This is a genomic window from Pseudomonas sp. Pseusp10 (assembly GCF_059492225.1).
Map to the genome: position 1 here is coordinate 1,900,924 of NZ_CP168528.1, position 19,453 is coordinate 1,920,376.

The following is a 19,453-nucleotide window of genomic DNA, read 5'->3' on the forward strand; positions in this document are numbered from 1 at the left end:
GGGATGTCCCGAAAAGCCTAAATCCACACACGTGTCGACACGATGACCTGGGTGCCTTCAGCTGATGCTGCTGGTTGGTCATTGGGATACGTGGAGGCCAAACCCGACTTATTAAGGAACTATCATGTCCCAAGTCAACATGCGCGATATGCTGAAGGCCGGTGTGCACTTCGGTCACCAGACCCGTTACTGGAACCCGAAAATGGGTAAATACATTTTCGGCGCGCGTAACAAGATCCACATCATCAACCTTGAAAAAACCCTGCCAATGTTCAACGAAGCGCTGACTTTCGTAGAGCGTCTGGCCCAGGGCAAAAACAAGATTCTGTTCGTCGGCACCAAGCGTTCCGCTGGCAAGATCGTTGCTGAAGAAGCAGCACGTTGCGGTTCGCCGTACGTCGATCACCGCTGGTTGGGCGGCATGCTGACCAACTTCAAAACCATCCGTGCTTCCATCAAGCGTCTGCGTGACCTTGAAGTTCAAGCCGAGGACGGTACTTTCGCCAAGCTGACCAAGAAAGAAGCGCTGATGCGCACTCGTGACCTGGAAAAGCTGGATCGTTCCCTGGGTGGTATCAAGGACATGGGCGGTCTGCCGGACGCTCTGTTCGTCATCGACGTTGATCACGAGCGCATCGCGATCACCGAAGCCAACAAGCTGGGCATCCCGGTTATCGGCGTAGTCGATACCAACAGCAGCCCGGAAGGCGTTGACTACATCATCCCAGGCAACGATGACGCAATCCGCGCTATCCAGTTGTACATGGGTTCGATGGCTGACGCTGTCATCCGCGGTCGCAACAATGTTGCCGGCGGCACCGAAGTATTCGTTGAAGAAACTCCGGTAGCAGCAGCTGAGTAATTGACGCCTTGGCGTTGACTCAGTAAGCAAAAAGGGGGCTTGGCCCCCTTTTTGCCACCTCGAAAACCATTTGTCGGCGCCCACCGCTCTATCTGTAACGTGCGGCAGCTAACAAGGGTGGTTCGGGAAGAATTGATCGCCCGTTCGATCGGGTGGAATGGTTGAAAACCTATCCAAGAGGATTTTTGAAATGGCAGAGATTACTGCAGCGTTGGTCAAAGAACTGCGCGAGCGTACTGGCGAAGGCATGATGGACTGCAAAAAGGCCTTGACCAAGGCTGGCGGCGACATCGAGAAAGCCATTGATGACATGCGTGCTTCGGGCGCCATCAAGGCTGCCAAGAAAGCCGGCAACGTTGCCGCTGAAGGCGCAATCGCCATCAAGGCTGACGACAAGGCAGCCGTGCTGCTGGAAGTCAACTCGCAGACCGACTTCCTGGCCCTGCAAGATGACTTCAAAAACTTCGTTGCTGCCAGCGTAGAAAAAGCCTTTGACGAAAAACTGACCGACGCAGCTCCGCTGATCGCCGCTCAGGAAGCAGCTCGTGAAGCCCTGGTGGCGAAAGTTGGCGAGAACGTCAACATCCGTCGCCTGGTGCGCGTAGAGGGTGACGTTGTCGGCACCTACCTGCACGGTAACAAGATCGGTGTTGCTGTTGTTCTCAAGGGCGGCGATGTTCAGCTGGCCAAAGAGATCGCCATGCACGTGGCTGCAAGCAACCCTGAGTTCCTGCTGCCATCGCAGGTTTCGCCAGAAGCCATCGAGCGCGAGAAGGGCGTTTTCCTGACCCTGAACGAAGACAAGATGAAAGGCAAGCCAGCTGAAATCGTCGAGAAGATGATCGCTGGCCGTATCACCAAGTTCCTGGCTGAAGCCAGCCTGGTCGAGCAAGCTTTCGTCATGAATCCGGAAGTCACCGTAGGTGCCCTGGCCAAGAAAGCCGGCGCTGAAATCGTTTCCTTCACTTACTTCAAGGTAGGCGAAGGCATCGAGAAGCCAGTGGACAACTTCGCAGAAGAAGTTGCTGCCCAGCTGGCTGCCGCCAAGCAATAAGACGGTTTTTTAACTGTCGCCCAGAAGAGGCTGCCCGCTCACGCGCGCAGCCTCTTTTCAGATGGGGCACCAATTTTTAATTGGTTTCCTTTTGGAACTGGCTTACAAAGCCATGTTCCGATGGCGCTGAAGCAGCGCCAAGCTAGAGTGAGCGCCAGCTGTAAACAGCTCGCAAAGAATTTTTAAAATACGCCGCAGGAGAGATTCGCAATGGCTCAGCAGGGCAGTGGTTATCAGGCTCGCTATAAACGCATTCTACTCAAGCTTAGCGGCGAGGCCCTGATGGGCTCGGAAGAGTTCGGGATCGACCCGAAAGTTCTGGATCGCATGGCATTGGAAGTTGGCCAGCTGGTCGGCATCGGTGTTCAGGTCGGTCTGGTTATCGGTGGTGGCAACCTGTTCCGCGGTGAAGCGCTGAGCAAGGCTGGCATGGACCGGGTCACCGGCGACCACATGGGCATGCTGGCCACTGTGATGAACGCCCTGGCCATGCGCGACGCCCTTGAGCGCGCCAACATTTCGGCCATCGTGATGTCCGCTATTTCCATGGTTGGCGTGACCGATCACTACGATCGCCGCAAGGCCATGCGTCACTTGAACTCCAAGGACGTGGTGATTTTCGCGGCCGGTACCGGCAACCCGTTCTTTACGACGGATTCGGCTGCCTGCCTGCGTGCAATCGAAATCGATGCCGATGTCGTGCTCAAGGCGACCAAGGTCGATGGTGTCTACACCGCTGACCCGTTCAAAGACCCGCATGCCGAGAAGTTCGATCATCTGACCTACGATGAAGTGCTGGATCGCAAGCTGGGTGTGATGGATCTGACGGCCATATGCCTGTGCCGCGACCACAAGATGCCGCTACGCGTATTTAACATGAACAAGCCCGGCGCCCTGCTGAACATCGTGCATGGCGGCGCTGAAGGAACCCTGATCGAGGAAGGCGAACAATGATCAACGAAATCAAGAAAGACGCTCAAGAGCGCATGCAGAAGTCCGTGGAATCGCTGGCGCACAACTTCGGCCGTATTCGTACCGGCCAGGCGCACCCTAGCATCCTGGAAGGCGTGATGGTGCCGTACTACGGCTCCGACACCCCGATCAAGCAAGTGGCCAACATCACCGTCAAAGACGCCCGTACCCTGCAAGTCGTTGCTTTCGAACGCAACATGCTGGGTGCCGTCGACAAGGCGATCGGTAGTGCGGGTCTGAACCTGAACCCGACCAACCTTGGCGAGCTGCTGTTGATCTCCATGCCTGCCCTGACCGAAGAAACCCGTAAGGGCTTCACCAAGCAGGCGCGTGACGTGGCTGAAGATGCCCGTGTTGCCGTGCGCAACATCCGTCGTGATGCCAACAGCCAGCTCAAGGATCTGGTCAAGGAAAAAGAGATCAGCGAAGACGAAGAGCGTCGTGCGACTGGCGAGATCGACGATTTGACCAAGAAGTTCGTGGCTAAAATCGACGCGGATCTGGCGCAGAAAGAAAAAGACCTGATGGCCGTATAAGAGTCGCGTTTTCATGGATAAGACAAAGCAGACTGCACCGCCCGCGGTGCCGCGCCATGTCGCGATCATCATGGATGGTAACAATCGTTGGGCGAAAAAGCGCTTTATGCCGGGTGTCGCCGGGCATAAAGCGGGTGTGGATGCGGTGCGTGCGGTCATTGAGGTTTGTGCTGAGGCCAAGGTCGAAGTGCTGACCTTGTTCGCCTTTTCCAGCGAGAACTGGCAGCGTCCGGCCGATGAGGTCAGCGCCTTGATGGAGCTCTTCTTCAGGGCGCTGCGTCGTGAGGCCAAGCGCCTCAACGACAACAACATCAGCCTGCGCATCATTGGTGACCGCTCGCGTTTTCATCCCGAGCTGCAGGCTGCCATGCGTGAAGCCGAGGCCATGACGGTTGGTGCCAATCGTTTTATCCTGCAGATCGCCGCCAATTACGGCGGTCAGTGGGATATCGCGCAAGCTGCGCAACGACTGGCGCGAGAGGTTCAGGCCGGACACTTGCGTCCGGAAGACATCACGCCTGATCTGCTGCAGACCTGCCTGGTCACGGGCGACCTGCCGCTGCCGGACCTGTGTATCCGTACCGGTGGCGAGCACCGCATCAGCAACTTCCTGCTCTGGCAGCTGGCCTATGCCGAGCTGTATTTCTCCGACCTGTTCTGGCCGGACTTCAAACACGATGCCATGCGCAATGCGCTGGCCGATTTCGCTTCCCGCCAGCGCCGCTTCGGTAAAACGAGCGAGCAGGTAGAGGCTGGAGCCCGGGTTTAATGCTTAAACAACGAATCATCACTGCACTGATCCTGCTACCGATTGCCCTGTGCGGGTTTTTCCTGCTTGAAGGTTCCGGTTTTGCACTGTTCATCGGGTTGGTGGTAACCCTTGGTGCCTGGGAGTGGTCGCGTCTGGCGGGTTTCGCCGGTCAAGCGTTCCGCGTCGGCTATGCCGCTGTGGTCGCTTTTATGCTGTTCCTCATGTACATCCTGCCCGGCCTCGCGCCCTGGGTGTTGGGCGCTTCGGTGCTGTGGTGGGCGTTGGCGACGTATCTGGTGCTGACCTATCCGCGTTCGGGCGAGCATTGGTCCAATGCGGCGACCAGGTTGGTGATCGGCCTGTTGATTCTCCTGCCGGCCTGGCAAGGTCTGGTGCAGATCAAACAATACCCGCTGGGTAACTGGCTGATCATGGCGGTGATGGTGTTGGTCTGGGGCGCCGATGTTGGCGCCTACTTCTCTGGTCGTGCTTTCGGCAAGCGCAAGCTCGCACCGCAGGTCAGTCCGGGCAAAAGCTGGGAAGGCGTGTATGGTGGTCTGGCGCTGAGTCTGGTGATTACCGCAATCGTTGCTCTGGTGCGTGACTGGACGGTGGCCGAGTTGCTCAAGGGACTGATCGGTGCCGCACTGATCGTGTTCGTTTCGGTGGTGGGCGATCTCACTGAAAGCATGTTCAAGCGTCAATCCGGGATCAAGGACAGCAGCAATCTGCTTCCGGGGCACGGCGGCGTGCTGGATCGTATCGACAGCCTGACGGCAGCGATTCCGGTATTTGCCGTGCTGTTGTGGATGGCGGCACCATGAGCCGCCCGCAACAGATTACCGTTCTGGGTGCGACCGGCTCGATTGGCCTGAGTACGCTCGACGTTATCGCTCGCCATCCTGATCGTTATCAGGTCTTTGCCTTGAGTGGCTTCACTCGCTTGAGTGAATTGCTGGCGTTATGCGTGCGCCATGTCCCGCGATTTGCTGTGGTGCCTGAAGTCGCTGCTGCCCGCACCCTGCAGGATGATTTGCGCGCGGCCGGTCTTTCGACCCGTGTCCTGGTGGGTGAGGAAGGTTTGTGTCAGGTTGCCTCCGATCCGGAGGTCGATACGGTCATGGCGGCCATCGTCGGCGCGGCGGGGTTGCGCCCGACACTGGCGGCGGTCGAGGCTGGCAAAAAGATCCTCCTGGCCAACAAGGAAGCGCTGGTCATGTCCGGCGCGCTGTTCATGCAGGCCGTGCGCAAGAGCGGTTCGGTGCTGCTGCCGATCGATAGCGAGCACAACGCGATTTTTCAGTGCATGCCGCTGGATTATGCCCGTGGCCTTGAGGCGGTCGGTGTACGTCGGATTTTGCTGACGGCTTCCGGCGGTCCGTTCCGGCAGACGCCAATAGCGGAACTGGCGCATGTTTCTCCCGATCAGGCATGTGCTCACCCGAACTGGTCCATGGGGCGAAAAATCTCCGTTGATTCGGCCAGCATGATGAACAAGGGGCTTGAGTTGATCGAGGCCTGCTGGTTGTTCGATGCCAGGCCATCCCAGGTCGAGGTAGTGATTCACCCGCAAAGCGTGATCCATTCGCTGGTCGACTACGTCGATGGTTCTGTCCTGGCGCAGTTGGGTAATCCAGACATGCGCACGCCCATCGCCAATGCCCTGGCCTGGCCGGAGCGGATTGACTCGGGTGTGGCACCGCTGGATCTGTTTACCATTGCGCGGCTGGATTTCCAGGCGCCCGATGAAGAGCGTTTCCCTTGCCTGCGTCTGGCCCGTCAGGCGGCCGAAGCGGGTAACAGCGCGCCGGCGATGCTCAATGCGGCGAACGAAGTGGCGGTGGCGGCATTTCTCGACGAACGGATTCGTTACCCGGAAATCGCGAGTATCATCGAGGAAGTACTGAATCTGGAGCCCGTTGTGGCGGTGGATGATCTCGAGGCAGTGTTCACGGCAGACGCGAAGGCGCGATTGCTGGCCGGACAATGGTTGAGCCGTCACGGGCGGTAAATGCTGCGGATAGTTGACCCAGGCAGCAGCGGATAGGATTGCGGAGAAAGTAGATGAGCGCGCTCTATATGATTGTCGGCACCCTGGTCGCTCTGGGTGTGCTGGTCACCTTCCACGAGTTCGGCCATTTTTGGGTCGCGCGTCGCTGTGGGGTCAAAGTGCTGCGCTTCTCCGTAGGCTTCGGCATGCCTTTGCTGCGCTGGCACGACAAACAAGGCACCGAGTTCGTCGTCGCCGCGATCCCGTTGGGCGGCTACGTCAAAATGCTCGACGAGCGCGAGGGTGAAGTACCACTCGTTCAGCTCGACCAGGCCTTCAATCGCAAATCCGTTCGTCAGCGCATTGCCATCGTAGCCGCAGGGCCGATAGCCAACTTCTTGCTGGCATTGGTGTTCTTCTGGGGATTGGCAATGCTCGGCAGCGAGCAGGTGCGTCCGGTCATCGGGGCTGTCGAGTCCGGCAGCATTGCGGCCCGGGCGGGATTGAGCCCTGGCCAGGAAATCGTGGCCATTGATGGTGAGGCGACTTCCGGCTGGGCGGCGGTGAATCTGCAATTGGTTCGTCGCCTGGGCGAAAGCGGCTCGTTGCAGGTAATGGTGCGTGAGCAAGGCTCCACGGCCGATTCTCCTCGTGAGCTTGTGCTGGACAAATGGCTCAAAGGGGCTAATGAGCCCGACCCTATCCATTCGTTGGGCATTCGCCCGTGGCGCCCGGCATTGCCGCCGGTCCTGGCCGAACTCGATCCAAAGGGGCCGGCTCAGGCTGCCGGCCTGAAGACCGGTGACCGGTTGCTGGCGCTCGATGGTCGTACGCTGGATGACTGGCAGCAGGTGGTCGATACCGTCCGTATGCATCCTGATACCAAAATCATGCTGCGGGTTGAGCGTGACGGTGCTCAAATCGACGTCCCGGTGACGCTGGCCGCTCGTGGCGAGAGCAAGTCACCCAGCGGTTACCTGGGGGCAGGGGTGAAGGCTGTCGATTGGCCACCGGAGATGATCCGCGAAGTCAGTTACGGTCCATTGGCAGCGGTTGGCGAGGGGGCTCGGCGCACCTGGACCATGAGCGTGCTGACCCTCGATTCACTGAAGAAAATGTTGTTCGGTGAGCTCTCGGTAAAAAACTTGAGTGGACCGATAACCATTGCTAAAGTGGCGGGCGCTTCGGCCCAGTCGGGTGTCGCTGATTTCCTGAATTTCCTTGCTTATCTGAGTATTAGCCTGGGTGTTCTGAATTTGTTGCCCATTCCGGTACTGGATGGGGGGCATTTGTTGTTTTATCTGATCGAGTGGGCGCGTGGTCGTCCCTTGTCAGATCGGGTGCAGGGTTGGGGGATACAGATCGGTATCAGTTTGGTGATCGGGGTGATGTTGCTTGCTCTGGTCAATGATCTGGGTCGACTGTAACGCTTCGCTGAATTGCGAATCTGCCGCATTTTGCGGCAGTTTGTTTATTGCCAGTTGGAATAAGAAAGGACTTCATGAAACGTCTGCTGCTAACTGCGGTTCTCACCGTATTGATGATCGCCGAAGTTCACGCCGAGTCCTTCACTATCTCTGATATTCGCGTCAATGGCCTCCAGCGGGTCTCCGCGGGTAGCGTCTTTGGTGCTTTGCCGTTGAACGTCGGTGAACAGGCGGATGATCGTCGCCTGGTGGAATCCACTCGTGCGTTGTTCAAAACCGGTTTCTTTCAAGATATCCAGCTGGGCCGCGATGGCAACGTCCTGGTCATCACTGTAGTCGAGCGCCCGTCGGTCGCCAGTATCGAGATCGAAGGCAACAAGGCGATCTCTACCGAAGACCTGATGAAAGGCCTCAAACAATCCGGTCTGGCCGAAGGCGAGATCTTCCAGCGTGCCACCCTTGAAGGTGTGCGTAACGAGCTGCAGCGCCAGTACGTCGCCCAGGGGCGCTACTCGGCTACCGTCGACACCGAAGTGGTGCCGCAGCCGCGTAACCGCGTCGGCCTGAAGGTCAACATCAACGAAGGTACCGTTGCGGCTATCCAGCACATCAACGTGGTGGGCAACACGGTCTTTCCCGATGAAGACCTGATCGACCTGTTCGAACTCAAGACCACCAACTGGTTGTCGTTCTTCAAGAACGACGACAAGTACGCCCGTGAAAAGCTGTCCGGTGACCTGGAACGCCTGCGTTCCTACTACCTGGACCGTGGCTACATCAACATGGATATCGCTTCGACCCAGGTTTCCATTACCCCGGACAAGAAGCACGTCTACATCACGGTCAACGTCAACGAAGGCGAGAAATACACCGTTCGTGACGTCAAGCTCAGCGGCGACCTGAAAGTCCCTGAAGACCAGGTCAAGTCCCTGCTGCTCGTGCAAAAAGGCCAGGTGTTCTCGCGCAAGCTGATGACCACCACCTCTGAACTGATCACCCGTCGTCTGGGTAACGAAGGTTATACCTTCGCCAACGTCAACGGCGTGCCTCAACCGCACGATGAAGATCACACCGTAGACATCCTGTTCGCGGTCGATCCGGGCAAGCGTGCTTACGTGAACCGCATCAACTTCCGTGGCAACACCAAGTCTGAAGACGAAGTGCTGCGTCGTGAAATGCGTCAGATGGAAGGCGGCTGGGCTTCGACCTACCTGATCGACCAATCCAAGACCCGTCTGGAACGTCTGGGCTTCTTCAAGGAAGTCAACGTTGAGACCCCGGCCGTGCCGGGTGTCGATGACCAGGTGGACGTCAACTACAGCGTTGAAGAGCAAGCCTCCGGTTCGATTACCGCCAGCGTCGGTTTCGCCCAGAGTGCCGGCCTGATCCTTGGTGGTTCGATCACCCAGAACAACTTCCTGGGTACCGGTAACAAGGTCAGCATCGGCTTGACCAAAAGCCAATACCAGACGCGTTACAACTTTGGTTTTGTCGACCCCTACTGGACGGCTGATGGCGTGAGCCTGGGTTACAACGCCTTCTACCGCACCACCGACTACAACGACCTCGACGTCGATGTAGCGAGCTATGCCGTGGACAGCATGGGTGCTGGCGTGAGCGTCGGCTACCCGATCAGCGAGACTTCGCGTCTGACCTTTGGCCTGACTGCGCAACAGGACAAGATCAAGACCGGTCAATACACCGTCGACGAAATTTTCGACTTCGTTAACCGTGAAGGCGATCAGTACCTGAACTTCAAGGCTTCGGCCGGCTGGTCCGAATCCACCCTGAACAAAGGCGTATTGGCGACCCGTGGTCATTCTCAAAGCTTGACGGCGGAAGTCACCGTACCAGGTAGCGACCTGTCGTTCTTCAAACTCGATTACCGTGGCCAGTTGTTCCAGCCACTGAGCGAAAACTACACCATGCGCCTGCACACCGAATTGGGTTATGGCGACGGTTACGGTTCGACCGACGGCTTGCCATTCTATGAAAACTACTATGCTGGTGGTTTCAACTCGGTTCGTGGCTTCAAGGACAGCACTCTGGGGCCTCGCAGTACTCCGAGCCGTGGCGTAGGCAGTACTGGCAACCCGGGTACTCTTGCTGACCCGGATCAGGATCCACTGCCGTTTGGTGGTAACGTCCTGATTCAAGGTGGTGCAGAGATTCTGTTCCCGCTGCCGTTCGTCAAGGATCAACGGTCCCTGCGTACCTCGGTATTCTGGGATGTGGGTAACGTATTCGACTCCAAGTGCGAGCAGACGACCAATACCAACCCTGCGTCGAAGTCCAATACGCAGTGTAACGATATCAGCCTCAGCAACCTGGCCAGTTCCGTCGGTGTGGGTGTGACATGGGTCACCGCGCTGGGTCCTCTGAGCTTTGCGTTGGCCATGCCAGTAAAAGAACCGGATAACGCTGAGACTCAAGTGTTCCAATTTTCCCTCGGCCAGACGTTCTAAGCGTCTGACCCAAGATAACGACAATGAATTTTGTAGGAGTGCATCGTGCGTAAGTTGACTCAATTGGTTCTCCTGGCCAGCGTACTGGTCGCTGGTCCGGCATTTGCCGACATGAAAATTGCTGTTCTGAACTATCAGATGGCTCTGCTGGAGTCCGACGCGGCCAAGAAATACGCCGTGGATGCCGAGAAGAAATTCGGTCCTCAGCTGACCAAGCTCAAGACTCTGGAAAGCAGCGCCAAGGGCATTCAGGACCGCCTGATGGCCGGTGGCGACAAAATGCAGCAGGGCGAGCGCGAGCGTCTGGAGCTTGAATTCAAGCAAAAGGCCCGTGACTTCCAGTTCCAGTCCAAGGAGCTGAACGAAGCCAAAGCCGTTGCCGACCGTGAAATGCTGAAGCAGCTCAAGCCGAAACTGGACAGCGCTGTGGAAGAAGTCATCAAGAAAGGTGCTTATGACCTGGTCTTCGAGCGTGGCGCAGTGATTGATGTCAAGCCTCAGTACGACATCACTCGCCAGGTTATCGAGCGCATGAATCAGCTGAAGTAATCCATGACCGTGACCATTAAGCTCGGCCAGCTGGCCGAGTTCCTCGGCGCCACGCTACGTGGCGACCCCGAGAAAGCAATTACTGGGCTAGCCACCTTGCAGGAGGCTGGCCCAGCTCAGTTGAGCTTTCTCGCAAACCCCCAATACCGTAAGTACCTGGCAGACAGCCAGGCCGCAGCACTGTTGCTGAAGGCCGCTGATGCCGAAGGTTTTGCCGGTAATGCGCTGGTGGTGCCTGATCCGTATCTGGCCTACGCGCGCGTTTCCCACCTGTTCGATCCAAAGCCGAAAGCGGCTGCCGGTATTCATCCGACAGCCGTTGTGGCCGAGGACGCGGTGGTTGACCCGGCTGCGAGTATTGGTGCCTTTGCGGTGATCGAAAGCGCGGCATGTATTGCTGCTGGCGTGACCATCGGTGCGCATTGCTTCATCGGTGCCCGTTGCGAAATTGGCGAAGGCGGCTGGCTGGCCCCGCGGGTCACGCTGTACCACGATGTGCGCATCGGCAAGCGTGTGGTCATTCAGTCAGGTGCCGTGCTCGGCGGCGAAGGTTTCGGTTTTGCCAATGAGAAAGGTGTCTGGCAGAAAATTGCCCAGATCGGTGGTGTGTTGGTCGGTGACGATGTGGAGATTGGCGTGAATACCGCTATCGACCGCGGCGCATTGGCCGATACCGTTCTCGGTAATGGTGTGAAGCTCGACAATCAGATCCAGATCGCCCACAACGTTCAGGTCGGTGATCACACCGCCATGGCCGCCTGTGTCGGGATCTCCGGCAGCACCAAAATCGGCAAGCATTGCATGCTCGCTGGCGGTGTAGGGCTGGTGGGGCATATCGAAATTTGCGACAACGTTTTCATCACCGGGATGACCATGGTGACCCACTCGATTACCGAAAAGGGTTCCTATTCTTCCGGTACGGCCATGCAGCCGGCAGCCGAGTGGCGCAAAAGCGCGGCACGCATTCGTCAGCTCGATGACATCGCGCGACGTCTGCGACAGCTGGAAAAGCAAGCAGGGGAAGTGACCCCTGACGGTAATGCTTCATCTGATGGCTGATACCATTTCCATATCAAGTGTGCACAGCCGCTAGACTGCCTCCTTGATTTGCTAGCGGAGCGTGTATCAGTCGCGCGCTCCCAATCTTTACATAGGCTTCCCCCCGAAATGATGGACATCAACGAGATTCGCGAATACCTGCCTCACCGTTACCCGTTCCTGCTGGTGGACCGGGTAGTGGAGCTGGATGTTGAAGGCAAGCGCATTCGCGCCTACAAGAATGTCAGCATCAACGAACCGTTCTTCAATGGTCACTTCCCTGCGCATCCAATCATGCCGGGCGTATTGATCATCGAGGCAATGGCTCAGGCTGCCGGGATCCTTGGTTTCAAAATGCTCGACGTGAAACCGGCCGATGGCACCCTCTATTACTTCGTCGGTTCCGACAAGCTGCGCTTCCGCCAGCCGGTTCTGCCAGGCGATCAGTTGATCCTTGAAGCCAAGTTCATCAGCTGCAAGCGTCAGATCTGGAAGTTCGAATGCCAGGCTTCGGTCGATGGCAAGCCGGTCTGCTCCGCTGAAATCATCTGTGCGGAACGCAAACTATGAGTTTGATTGACCCTCGTGCAATCATCGATCCGACAGCCGTTCTGGCTGACGGCGTCGAGGTCGGCCCGTGGTCGATCGTCGGCGCAGGTGTGGAAATCGGCGAGGGGACAGTCATCGGGCCACACGTGATTCTCAAGGGCCCGACCCGAATCGGTAAGCACAATCGCATCTACCAGTTTTCCTCGGTGGGTGAAGACACACCTGACCTGAAGTACAAGGGCGAGGAAACCCGCCTGGTGATCGGTGATCACAACGTCATCCGTGAAGGCGTGACGATTCACCGTGGCACCATCCAGGATCGTTCGGAAACGACCCTGGGCGATCACAATCTGATCATGGCCTATGCCCACATTGGCCACGACAGTGTTATCGGCAACCACTGCATCCTGGTGAACAACACCGCACTGGCGGGCCATGTGCATGTGGAAGACTGGGCGATCCTCTCCGGTTTTACCCTGGTTCATCAGTATTGCCACATTGGCGCCCACAGCTTTTCAGGCATGGGTACGGCTATCGGCAAGGATGTTCCCGCGTACGTCACGGTGTTCGGCAACCCTGCCGAGGCCCGTAGCATGAACTTCGAGGGCATGCGCCGTCGGGGCTTCAGCGAAGATGCGATCCACGCGCTGCGCCGTGCCTACAAGGTGGTTTATCGCCAGGGCCTGACCGTGGAGCAGGCGCTCGCCGAACTGGCCGAGCCGTCGGCCCAGTATCCGGAAGTGGCGGTGTTCCGTGACTCCATCCAGTCTTCGACTCGCGGCATCACCCGCTGATCATGGCCAATCTGCGTATTGCGCTGGTAGCGGGTGAGGCTTCCGGTGACATTCTGGGCGCGGGTCTCATGCGCGCGCTCAAGGCTCGTCATCCGGCTGTCGAGTTCATTGGTGTTGGCGGTCCGCTGATGCAGGCCGAGGGTCTGACCCCGTACTTCCCGATGGAGCGTCTGTCGGTGATGGGACTGGTGGAAGTCCTGGGCCGCCTGCGCGAGTTGCTGGCGCGGCGCAAAAAACTGGTCGCCGACCTGATCGCCGCGAAACCCGACGTGTTCATCGGCATCGATGCGCCGGACTTCAACCTCAATATCGAACTCAAACTGCGTCAGGCCGGTATCAAGACCGTGCATTACGTCAGCCCGTCGGTCTGGGCCTGGCGGCAGAAACGCGTGCTGAAGATTCGCGAAGGCTGCGACCTGATGCTCACGCTGTTTCCGTTCGAAGCCAGATTCTATGAAGAGAAAGGCGTGCCGGTGCGGTTCGTCGGCCATACCCTGGCCGATGCCATTCCACTCGAAGCCGATCGAGCTGCTGCGCGGGCCGAACTCGGTTTGCCCGACGGGCCGCTGGTGGCGCTGATGCCCGGCAGTCGTGGCGGTGAAGTTGGCCGGCTCGGTGCGTTATTTCTCGATACCGCGCAGCGCCTGCGGGCGTTGCGCCCGGGTGTGCGGTTTGTCATGCCTTGCGCCAGTGCGCAACGCCGCGCACAGCTTGAAGAGCTGTTGGTCGGTCGCGATCTGCCGCTGACCCTGCTCGACGGACAGTCGCATCTGGCCCTGGCAGCGTGCGATGCCGTGTTGATTGCCTCCGGCACCGCGACGCTTGAAGCGTTGCTGTACAAGCGGCCGATGGTGGTCGCTTACCGTCTGGCGCCGCTGACGTTCTGGATTCTCAAACGCATGGTGAAAAGCCCCTACATTTCGTTGCCGAACTTGTTGGCTCAGCGTCTGTTGGTGCCCGAGTTGTTGCAGGACGATGCTACGGTCGAAGCGCTGGCCCAGACGTTGTCACCGTTGATCGAAGGCGGGGAAGAGCAGACCCGTGGCTTTGACGAGATTCACCGGACCCTGCGTCTGGATGCCTCCAACCAGGCGGCGGATGCCGTGCTGAACCTGATCGGCCAAGACAAATGAGTAAAACGAACATGCAGATGGGGCTGGATTTCACCTTGGTCGCTGAAGTCGAAGAGTTGGTTGCCGGCGTCGATGAAGTCGGTCGCGGCCCGCTCTGTGGCGCGGTGGTGACGGCGGCCGTGATCCTCGATCCGAATCGTCCGATTCTGGGCCTTAACGACTCGAAGAAGCTCACCGAGGCCCGTCGCGAAAAGCTCTACGACGAAATCTGCGAAAAAGCCCTGAGCTGGTGCATCGCTCGCGCCGAAGTCGAAGAAATCGACGAACTGAATATCCTGCACGCCACCATGTTGGCCATGCAGCGTGCGGTCGCCGGGCTGCATATTCAGCCGAAGTTGGTAATGATTGACGGTAACCGTTGCCCGAAACTGCCGATGCGCTCCGAAGCGGTGGTCAAGGGCGACAGCAAGGTCCCAGCCATCGCCGCCGCATCGATTCTGGCCAAGGTCAGCCGCGATCGCGAAATGGCTGCGTTCGAATTGATCTATCCGGGTTACGGCATTGGCGGGCATAAAGGCTACCCGACCCCCGTTCATCTGGAAGCGCTGGCACGGCTTGGGCCGACCCCAATTCATCGGCGTTCGTTTGCCCCGGTGCGTCTGGCTTACGAGGCACGGGAAGGTCTCGTCGAGAGTTAGTCGCGAGGCTGATTTTTTTTACCAAGGCCCGGTACAATCCGGGCCTTGTTGTCTTTACGTTCTCAGACAGGATCACTATGCCGGCTTCATTCGTTCACCTACGCCTGCACACTGAATACTCCCTGGTCGACGGTCTGGTGCGGATCAAACCGCTGGTCAAGACCCTGGTCGGCATGAACATGCCTGCCGTAGCGGTCACCGACCAGAACAACATGTGTTCCCTGGTCAAATTCTATAAAGCCGCCATGGGCGCCGGGATCAAGCCGATCTGCGGCGCCGACCTGTGGCTGTCGAACAAGGATCCGGACAACCCGCTGAGCCGGATCAGCCTGCTGGTGATGAACGCCGAAGGCTATCGCAACCTCACCGAACTGATTTCCCGCGGCTTTATCGAAGGTCAGCGCAATGGCGCGATCATCATCGAGCGCGAATGGGTCGCTGAAGCCAACGCCGGCTTGATCATGTTGTCGGCGGCCAAAGAGGGCGAGATCGGCCAGGCCATGCTCAGCGGCAACCCGGCGGAAGCGGAAACCCTGGCCCGCGAATGGATGGAAGTGTTTCCGGATCGTTTCTATCTGGAGATCCAGCGTACCAACCGCCCCAACGATGAAGAACAACTGCACGGCGCTGTAGCGCTGGCCGAGAAGCTCGGTGCGCCGCTGGTGGCGACCAACGATGTGCGCTTCATCAAGCAGGAAGACTTCGCCGCCCACGAAACCCGCGTTTGCATCGGTGAGGGCCGTGCCCTCGACGATCCGCGGCGTTCGAAGAATTACAGCGATCAGCAGTACCTCAAAAGCGCCGCGGAAATGGCCGAGCTGTTCAGCGACATTCCAGAAGCGCTGGAAAACACCGTCGAGATCGCCAAGCGCTGCAACATCGAAGTGAAGCTGGGCACGCACTTTCTGCCCAACTTCCCGATCCCCGATGGCATGACCATCGACGAGTACTTCCGCAAGGTCTCGTTCGAAGGTCTGGAAGAACGGCTTTCGGTTCTGTTGCCCAAGGACACCACCGAAGACTACGAGGCCAAGCGTCAGGTCTATGTCGACCGGCTGAATTTCGAGCTGGATATCATCATCCAGATGGGGTTCCCCGGTTACTTCCTGATCGTGATGGACTTTATCCAGTGGGCCAAGAACAACGGCGTGCCGGTAGGCCCTGGCCGTGGGTCGGGTGCCGGGTCGCTGGTGGCCTATGTGCAGAAGATCACCGACCTCGACCCGCTGGAATACGACCTGCTGTTCGAACGTTTCCTCAACCCGGAACGGGTATCGATGCCCGACTTCGACGTCGACTTCTGCATGGACGGTCGTGATCGGGTGATCGACTACGTGGCCGAGAAGTACGGCCGCAATGCGGTAAGCCAGATCATCACCTTCGGTTCCATGGCCGCAAAGGCTGTGGTCCGTGACGTGGCGCGGGTGCAGGGAAAGTCTTACGGCCTGGCGGATCGCCTGTCGAAGATGATTCCATTCGAAGTCGGCATGACTCTGGAAAAGGCCTACGAGCAGGAGGAAATCCTGCGCGACTTCATCAAGGTCGATGAAGAAGCCGCGGAAATCTGGGAGATGGCCCGCAAGCTCGAAGGCGTTGTGCGTAACGTCGGCAAGCACGCCGGTGGTGTGGTTATCGCGCCGACCAAGCTGACCGACTTCTCGCCGATCTATTGCGACGAGGCCGGTGACGGTCTGGTAACCCAGTTCGACAAGGACGACGTCGAGGCGGCCGGCCTGGTGAAGTTCGACTTCCTCGGCCTGCGGACCCTGACGATCATCGACTGGGCGCTGAAAACCATCAATCGGGACCGTGCCAAGGTTAACGAGCCGCCGCTGGATATCGCGTTCATCCCGCTGGATGACAAGCCGACCTACACCCTGCTGCAAAAAGCCGAAACCACGGCAGTGTTCCAGCTTGAATCCCGCGGCATGAAAGAGCTGATCAAAAAGCTCAAGCCCGACTGCCTGGAAGACTTGATCGCACTGGTGGCACTGTTCCGTCCGGGCCCGCTGCAATCGGGCATGGTGGACGACTTCATCAACCGTAAACACGGTCGCGCCGAGCTGGCCTATCCGCACTCGGACTACCAGTACGAAGGCCTCAAGCCTGTACTGGCACCGACTTACGGCATCATCCTGTATCAGGAACAGGTGATGCAGATTGCCCAGGTCATGGCCGGTTACACCCTCGGTGGCGCGGACATGCTGCGTCGAGCCATGGGTAAGAAAAAACCCGAGGAAATGGCCAAGCAGCGCGGCGGTTTCATTGAGGGTTGCGCCACCAATAATATCGATGCCGACCTGGCCGGTAACATCTTCGACCTGGTAGAAAAATTCGCCGGTTACGGCTTCAACAAGTCCCACTCCGCCGCCTATGGCCTGGTGTCGTACCAGACCGCGTGGCTGAAGACGCACTACCCGGCGCCGTTCATGGCCGCGGTACTCTCGGCGGATATGCACAACACCGACAAGGTCGTGACCTTGATCGAAGAAGTGCGGACCATGAAGCTGCGTCTCGACGCGCCGGACGTAAATACTTCCGAGTTCAAGTTCACGGTGAACGACGAAGGCCGGATCATTTACGGCCTGGGTGCAATCAAGGGCGTGGGTGAGGGACCGGTCGAGGCGATCACCGAAGCGCGTCTGGCCGGGCCGTTCAAGGATCTGTTCGATTTCTGTGCCCGGGTCGATCTCAAGCGCATCAACAAGCGCACCCTCGACGGTTTGATCCGCAGCGGTGCCCTGGATCGCCTCGGGCCGTATTTCCACGATGAGCAGAAAGCCTACCAGGCCAACATCGACCGTAATCGCGCGGTGCTACTGACGGCCATGGAAGAAGCGATCAAGGCCGCCGAACAAACCGCGCGCACCCAGGACAGTGGTCACTCCGACCTGTTTGGCGGTCTGTTTGTCGAAGAGGACGCCGACGTCTACGCCAATCACCGCAAGGCCAAGGAGCTGACCCTCAAGGAGCGCCTGAAAGGGGAAAAAGATACCCTCGGCCTGTACCTGACCGGTCACCCGATTGACGAATACGAGGGTGAAATCCGTCGCTTCGCCCGCCAGCGCATCATCGATCTGAAACCGGCGCGCGATACCCAGACCGTCGCCGGCATGATCATCGCCTTGCGGGTGATGAAGAACAAAAAGGGCGACAAGATGGGGTTCATTACCCTCGACGACCGCTCCGGACGGATCGAGGCCTCGCTGTTTTCCGAGGCGTTCCATTCTGCGCAGTCGCTGTTGCAGACCGACGCGATGGTGGTGGTCGAAGGCGAGGTCAGCAATGACGACTTCTCCGGTGGCCTGAAGTTGCGGGTCAAGCGGGTGATGAGCATGGAAGATGCGCGCACCAACCTGGCCGAAAGCCTGCGCCTGAAGTTGCACGCCAAGGACCTCAAGGGCGATCAGCTACGCTGGCTGGGTGAGCTGTTGAAGCGTCACCGCGGTGCGTGCCCGATCACCATGGACTACACCAGCCCCGATGCGAAGGCCATGTTGCAGTTCGGCGAAGGCTGGCGGATCGATCCGGCGGATGCGTTGATTCAAGCCCTGCGTGACCAGTTCGGGCGAGACAACGTCTTCCTCCAATACCGTTGACCGGCAGGTGATATCAGAACGCCTGCCCGCAACCTGAATTTTTAATCTCGACCTCAACGCGCCTGTCCCTTAAGGTAGGGCGCGAATAGACAACCGGCCGGCCCAAGATCCCTTGGGACTCGACCCAAGACGGACGCCTATGAACCCGAATTTTCTAGATTTCGAACAGCCGATCGCCGACCTGCAAGCCAAGATCGAAGAGTTGCGCTTGGTCGGTAATGACAATTCGCTGAATATCGGCGATGAGATCTCCCGCCTGCAGGACAAGAGCAAAACGCTGACCGAAGACATTTTCGGCAAGCTGACCAGCTGGCAGATCGCACGTCTGGCGCGTCACCCGAAACGTCCGTATACCCTGGACTACATCGAACACATCTTCACCGAGTTCGACGAGTTGCACGGTGACCGCCACTTCTCCGACGACGCTGCGATCGTTGGCGGTATTGCCCGTCTGGACGACCAGCCGGTGATGATCATCGGTCACCAGAAGGGCCGTGAAGTGCGCGAGAAGGTTCGCCGCAACTTCGGCATGCCACGTCCTGAAGGCTACCGCAAGGCATGCCGTCTGATGGAAATGGCCGAGCGTTTCAAAATGCCGATCCTGACCTTCATCGACACCCCGGGCGCTTACCCAGGCATCGACGCCGAGGAGCGTAACCAGAGCGAAGCGATTGCCTGGAACCTGCGAGTCATGGCCCGCCTGAAAACCCCAATCATCGCCACCGTGATCGGTGAGGGTGGTTCCGGTGGTGCACTGGCGATCGGTGTCTGCGACCAGTTGAACATGCTGCAATACTCGACCTACGCGGTGATCTCGCCGGAAGGTTGCGCTTCGATTCTGTGGAAAACTGCCGAGAAAGCACCGGATGCCGCAGAAGCGATGGGTATCACCGCCGAGCGCCTCAAGGGGCTGGGCATCGTGGACAAGGTGATTGGCGAGCCACTGGGCGGCGCGCACCGTGACCCGGCCGCTGCCGCTGCATCGATCCGCGCCGAGCTGAGCTCGCAACTGGCGATGCTGAAGAAGTTCGATAACGACGCGCTGCTGGCCCGTCGTTATGAGCGTCTGATGAGCTACGGCCTGTAATCAGCTCTC

General features: G+C 58.5%; 17 protein-coding genes. All 17 read left to right on the forward strand.

Going from position 1 to position 19,453, the window contains the following annotated elements; all coding sequences use genetic code 11:
* Positions 1-124: 124 nt before the first annotated feature.
* The 17 genes from rpsB (at position 125) to ACEN8Z_RS08510 (ending at position 19,444) form a co-directional block, all read left to right on the forward strand.
* Complete coding sequence (gene rpsB, locus ACEN8Z_RS08430; protein ID WP_111281351.1) at positions 125-862, forward strand: 30S ribosomal protein S2; 738 nt, start codon at positions 125-127, stop codon at positions 860-862.
* Between the two features lie 190 nt (positions 863-1,052).
* Entirely contained in the window at positions 1,053-1,916 is an 864-nt protein-coding gene (gene tsf, locus ACEN8Z_RS08435; protein ID WP_008000045.1) for a translation elongation factor Ts, read from the forward strand.
* A gap of 210 nt (positions 1,917-2,126) precedes the next feature.
* Positions 2,127-2,870, forward strand: coding sequence for a UMP kinase (gene pyrH / locus ACEN8Z_RS08440; RefSeq protein WP_008000043.1), 744 nt, complete (start codon positions 2,127-2,129; stop codon positions 2,868-2,870).
* Complete coding sequence (gene frr / locus ACEN8Z_RS08445) at positions 2,867-3,424, forward strand: ribosome recycling factor (protein ID WP_008000041.1); 558 nt, start codon at positions 2,867-2,869, stop codon at positions 3,422-3,424. The genes pyrH and frr overlap by 4 nt, the downstream gene beginning before the upstream one ends.
* A gap of 13 nt (positions 3,425-3,437) precedes the next feature.
* Entirely contained in the window at positions 3,438-4,193 is a 756-nt protein-coding gene (gene uppS, locus ACEN8Z_RS08450; RefSeq protein ID WP_495597348.1) for a polyprenyl diphosphate synthase, read from the forward strand.
* Entirely contained in the window at positions 4,193-4,999 is an 807-nt protein-coding gene (locus tag ACEN8Z_RS08455; RefSeq protein ID WP_495597349.1) for a phosphatidate cytidylyltransferase, read from the forward strand. The genes uppS and ACEN8Z_RS08455 overlap by 1 nt, the downstream gene beginning before the upstream one ends.
* Positions 4,996-6,186: a 1-deoxy-D-xylulose-5-phosphate reductoisomerase gene (ispC, locus tag ACEN8Z_RS08460; protein ID WP_442095669.1), complete on the forward strand. Its 1,191-nt coding sequence runs from the start codon at positions 4,996-4,998 to the stop codon at positions 6,184-6,186. Before ACEN8Z_RS08455 ends, ispC begins: the two co-directional genes overlap by 4 nt.
* Before the next feature lie 53 nt (positions 6,187-6,239).
* Positions 6,240-7,592 carry a sigma E protease regulator RseP gene (gene rseP / locus ACEN8Z_RS08465; RefSeq protein ID WP_495597350.1) on the forward strand — a complete coding sequence of 451 codons (1,353 nt, stop codon included), beginning with the start codon at positions 6,240-6,242 and terminating at the stop codon, positions 7,590-7,592.
* A 74-nt stretch (positions 7,593-7,666) separates the two neighbouring features.
* The gene (bamA, locus tag ACEN8Z_RS08470; RefSeq protein WP_008000032.1) at positions 7,667-10,057 is read left to right on the forward strand and encodes an outer membrane protein assembly factor BamA; all 2,391 of its coding nucleotides are present in this window, start codon (positions 7,667-7,669) and stop codon (positions 10,055-10,057) included.
* A 45-nt stretch (positions 10,058-10,102) separates the two neighbouring features.
* Positions 10,103-10,606 carry an OmpH/Skp family outer membrane protein gene (locus tag ACEN8Z_RS08475; RefSeq protein WP_008000031.1) on the forward strand — a complete coding sequence of 168 codons (504 nt, stop codon included), beginning with the start codon at positions 10,103-10,105 and terminating at the stop codon, positions 10,604-10,606.
* A 3-nt stretch (positions 10,607-10,609) separates the two neighbouring features.
* Complete coding sequence (lpxD, locus tag ACEN8Z_RS08480; RefSeq protein ID WP_495597351.1) at positions 10,610-11,665, forward strand: UDP-3-O-(3-hydroxymyristoyl)glucosamine N-acyltransferase; 1,056 nt, start codon at positions 10,610-10,612, stop codon at positions 11,663-11,665.
* A gap of 108 nt (positions 11,666-11,773) precedes the next feature.
* Entirely contained in the window at positions 11,774-12,214 is a 441-nt protein-coding gene (fabZ, locus tag ACEN8Z_RS08485; RefSeq protein ID WP_007978374.1) for a 3-hydroxyacyl-ACP dehydratase FabZ, read from the forward strand.
* Positions 12,211-12,987, forward strand: coding sequence for an acyl-ACP--UDP-N-acetylglucosamine O-acyltransferase (gene lpxA / locus ACEN8Z_RS08490; RefSeq protein WP_204930157.1), 777 nt, complete (start codon positions 12,211-12,213; stop codon positions 12,985-12,987). Before fabZ ends, lpxA begins: the two co-directional genes overlap by 4 nt.
* Before the next feature lie 2 nt (positions 12,988-12,989).
* The gene (lpxB, locus tag ACEN8Z_RS08495) at positions 12,990-14,120 is read left to right on the forward strand and encodes a lipid-A-disaccharide synthase (protein ID WP_008000024.1); all 1,131 of its coding nucleotides are present in this window, start codon (positions 12,990-12,992) and stop codon (positions 14,118-14,120) included.
* An 11-nt stretch (positions 14,121-14,131) separates the two neighbouring features.
* On the forward strand, positions 14,132-14,758 hold the full coding sequence (gene rnhB, locus ACEN8Z_RS08500) for a ribonuclease HII (protein ID WP_495598104.1): 627 nt from the start codon (positions 14,132-14,134) through the stop codon (positions 14,756-14,758).
* A 77-nt stretch (positions 14,759-14,835) separates the two neighbouring features.
* Positions 14,836-18,357: a DNA polymerase III subunit alpha gene (gene dnaE / locus ACEN8Z_RS08505; RefSeq protein ID WP_495597352.1), complete on the forward strand. Its 3,522-nt coding sequence runs from the start codon at positions 14,836-14,838 to the stop codon at positions 18,355-18,357.
* Positions 18,358-18,496: 139 nt separating this feature from the next.
* Positions 18,497-19,444 carry an acetyl-CoA carboxylase carboxyltransferase subunit alpha gene (locus ACEN8Z_RS08510; protein ID WP_007990250.1) on the forward strand — a complete coding sequence of 316 codons (948 nt, stop codon included), beginning with the start codon at positions 18,497-18,499 and terminating at the stop codon, positions 19,442-19,444.
* Positions 19,445-19,453: the final 9 nt, after the last annotated feature.